This is a genomic window from Streptomyces sp. NPDC058231 (genome assembly GCF_042882275.1).
Lineage (GTDB): Bacteria > Actinomycetota > Actinomycetes > Streptomycetales > Streptomycetaceae > Streptomyces.
Genome location: NZ_JBHVWN010000152.1, coordinates 1 through 3241, shown reverse-complemented (window position 1 = coordinate 3241; position 3241 = coordinate 1). Strand labels below are relative to the sequence as shown.

Genomic DNA, 3241 nt, shown 5'->3' with positions numbered 1-3241 from the left:
AAGGACCTCGACAATCCTCATTCTTGCTGGTCAGAGGCACTTTTCGCTGTCCTGATCACCTGCCGGACCGCCCGCTTCATGAAAGCGCGAGGCTAACGGCGAACATCATCGATGTGCTGACTGGATGGGCCTTGACCCGGGCATTCTTGGCTTTCAGCGCTGTCAGGGACTGCCCTGGAGTGCAGTCGGCGCACGTCTTCAAGTAATGAGACCTACGCATTACGAGGGCCTGCAAGATCGTGACGGGTAGTGCCGTGGTTGCACGCCGCGTCCTGTCTTGCCTGGTCAGGAGCACGGCACTGTTTCCGCGCGTGCCGCTTGATCCAACGTGTGCTTCCCCGTCCGCTCACGCATCGCTCACGCAAGGCGTGGCCCGAGTGACCTCGGAAACCCAGTGGTGAGGCGAGTGAGTCATCGTCCACACTGCGCCGATGAGCAGCCCATTCCCGTGTCCGTGCTGCGGGCATCTCGTCCTCGACGAGATGCCCGGCTCCTACGAGGTCTGTCCCATCTGCTTCTGGGAAGACGACGGCGTTCAGTTCCGTTGGCCCACGATGGCTGGCGGAGCCAACCGCGTATCCCTCATCGAGGCCCAGCAGAACTACCGGTCTTTCGGCGCCTGCGACCACCATGGCCAGCGGTACGTACGGCCGCCGGCGCCAGACGAGCCGCTCGATCCGACGTGGCGCCCCATCGATCAGGCCCGCGACTCCTTCGAGGACTGGGACGCAGCGGAGCGAGCCCCATGGCCCGAGGACCGCTCGGTGCTGTGCTGGTGGCTGCCAACCTTCTGGCGCCGAGACACCTCACCTGACGCAGACTGAGCCCACCCGCTCCCGAGAGGATCCCCGCATGGCATCCCGCATCGCAGCCCTCGTCCAGCAGATGGACGGCGCTGCGGACGAGTCCATGGATGCCCGCGCCGAGCTGATCCACATCGGTAGCCCCGCCATCCCCGTCATCATCGACGGCCTGCCATCCCTCGGAACCTTCGGCCAGCTGACCGCCATCGAGGTCTTCGAGGAGGTCGCAGACCCACGCTGCGGCCCCGCACTGATCGAGTTGCTGGCCAGTGACAACAGCACCGTGCGGGAGTGGGCGGCACTGGCCCTCGCGGATCTGGAGATCAGAGACGCGGTCGAGCCCTTGTGGCGCGCGTACCGCGCCTGCATGGAGCGGGCGACGCCGCCGGACTGGAGTGAGCCAGTGGGCTTCCGGTTTGCGCTCACGGAACTCGGGGCCCGCCATCCAGTCGTGCCCCTGTCGGCGGCCCGACTGTGCAGCATGACCAGCTTCAGCGAGCCCGCCTGGCCGTCCGCTCACTACATCGAGGTCGTCAACGAGCTTGCCGACCATGATCAGCTCGTCCTATACAGCCAGTTCTGGAAGATCGAAGGCGACCGCACATACGGCATCTCCGGCCCCGACCTGGACTGGCAGCTCGACTGGGAAAGACCTTGGCCGGAGTTGGTCGAATCGGCCCGCGAATGGGCGCTGCTCGAAGCCACAGAAGCCCCCTGCGACGAGAACATCGTCGTCACCATTACGTGGATCGACCACACCGATCTCCACCCGTAGGTGATCGCCAGTTAGCCTTCCCGGCGTGTCTGATGCCACTCCGCGCAAGCCGTTGCTGTGGGTCGAATCCGGTGGCGGCCCACTGGTCGTCGTGCCCGAATCGGCCGTGGCTTCTTGGTGCACGGATACGGAGGCCACGAGCGCAGACAAGTTCAGCGGCTCGGGCGACTACGGCCGGGCCTGCCAGATCGACGACTACATAGGCACGCTGCACGTGGGATGCGCCGAGGCCCTGGTACTGGCCGACAGTCCCGACACCACAACCTTCCTGCCGGACCGCATGCTCTTCATCCGGTGGAGCGGAGCCGACTCCGAGAGCGACATCCTCGCCGCACTCGACCCCGCCCTCACCTTGGCCGAATGGCAATCCCCCGTGCAGTGGACCCTTCCCGCCGGCCCGGTCGTCCTCTTCGACGCTGCCTGGTCCGGCACCGACCTGCCCGACCACCAGCCGGACAATCACCTGCCCATCGACTTGCCTGCCGGTGTCTACGCGGCCGAGTACGCGTACGTCGAGCCGAACCCTCGCACCTCGTTCGTCCTCGTCCGAATCACGCCGCACGGAAGGTGACGCGCATGCCTATCCAGCACCCGGCAGAGATCGGATACGGGTACGTCATCGAACGCTACGTCACGACCGGGCGCAGCCGTTCTGCCCCTCTCGGACGCTAAGGCGAGATACTCAGCGGCCACTTCACCCGCCAGGAAGGCGCCGTTCGCAAACGATTCGTGCGCGGCATGGTCCACGACACCACCGCTATCACGGACGAGGAGCTGGAGGCGCTCTTCGACTTCGAGTGGCGGGCCCGCCTCACCGCATCCTGGCTGGTCGGTGTGGGGCGACGCCACAAGTTCCGCCAGCAGATTGGTGTGTCCCGCGGGACAGCCCTCGGCTTGGGGAGGGCAAGGATTTGTCCACGCGAGGAGCGGTATCGAAAATAGATCTTGACCGCGCGATGATCTCGGCAAGTGCCGCCGATGTCGTCGGCCTGTCAGCCGCCGGGTCCCCCACTGCCAAAAGCCCCACCGTTGTCATCCTTGCGTGCGCCTGGCGAAGAGGGCCGGTTGAGCTCATATGGGCTGAGACCTTCCCCGAAATCGTCTGCAGCCCTCAAAGGCCGCTGGCTTCGGGAGAAATGCTCGGCCTGTGGTCCCTGCTGTCGTGCCCGAGACCGACGGCGCGCGTCCCACCAGACCAGGCCAAGCAGAACAGCGACTACGACCACTGCTATACCGACGGGGAAAATCCAGCGCACAGCCGAAGCGGCCACTGTGATGTCGCTGATGGGCACCTGGCTCACAAAGTGGCTCATCTGGCCCACGTCCTTCCTGAGGGGATTCCACCGCTCATGGAGCGAGGCAGAGGCTTCCGCTCATCGGAGAGAGTGCCCGCGATGACCGGAACCGTAGAAAACTACAATTCCGCCGCCCTTGGAGGGATCAATCTCGCGGGGCCCGCCTGACCTGGACGTCTGGCAAGGCTCAGGCTCCCTGATAAGTCTACGGCGGGGAGCGTACGGGGGGCCCGCTCCACGCCCGCCCGGACGGAGCCTCACGGTGGCACACGCCCCTAGGGCGTGTTTCGAAAGTAGCGCCGTCCGCCCGGAGGGCGGGCTCGGCGGCGTCTGGTGCGTGCGATCGCAAGGCGGAGGGTCGCCCCGAT

The 3241-nt window shown here is 65.7% G+C and carries 4 protein-coding genes; all 4 read left to right on the top strand.

Annotation, left to right across the window (positions count from 1 at the left end; genetic code table 11):
* The first annotated feature begins 431 nt into the window (after positions 1-431).
* The 4 genes from ACFVXE_RS38850 to ACFVXE_RS38835 all read left to right on the top strand — a co-directional run bounded on the left by ACFVXE_RS38850 (position 432) and on the right by ACFVXE_RS38835 (position 2520).
* Entirely contained in the window at positions 432-824 is a 393-nt protein-coding gene (locus ACFVXE_RS38850) for a CPCC family cysteine-rich protein (protein ID WP_389678486.1), read from the top strand.
* Positions 825-852: 28 nt separating this feature from the next.
* Entirely contained in the window at positions 853-1578 is a 726-nt protein-coding gene (locus ACFVXE_RS38845; RefSeq protein ID WP_389678484.1) for a HEAT repeat domain-containing protein, read from the top strand.
* A gap of 25 nt (positions 1579-1603) precedes the next feature.
* A complete protein-coding gene (locus ACFVXE_RS38840; RefSeq protein WP_389678482.1) occupies positions 1604-2149 on the top strand; it encodes an Imm21 family immunity protein in 546 nt (181 codons plus the stop codon).
* A 107-nt stretch (positions 2150-2256) separates the two neighbouring features.
* Positions 2257-2520 (top strand): DUF6000 family protein, encoded by a 264-nt coding sequence (locus ACFVXE_RS38835; protein WP_389678488.1) that lies wholly within the window; start codon positions 2257-2259, stop codon positions 2518-2520.
* Positions 2521-3241 lie beyond the last annotated feature (721 nt).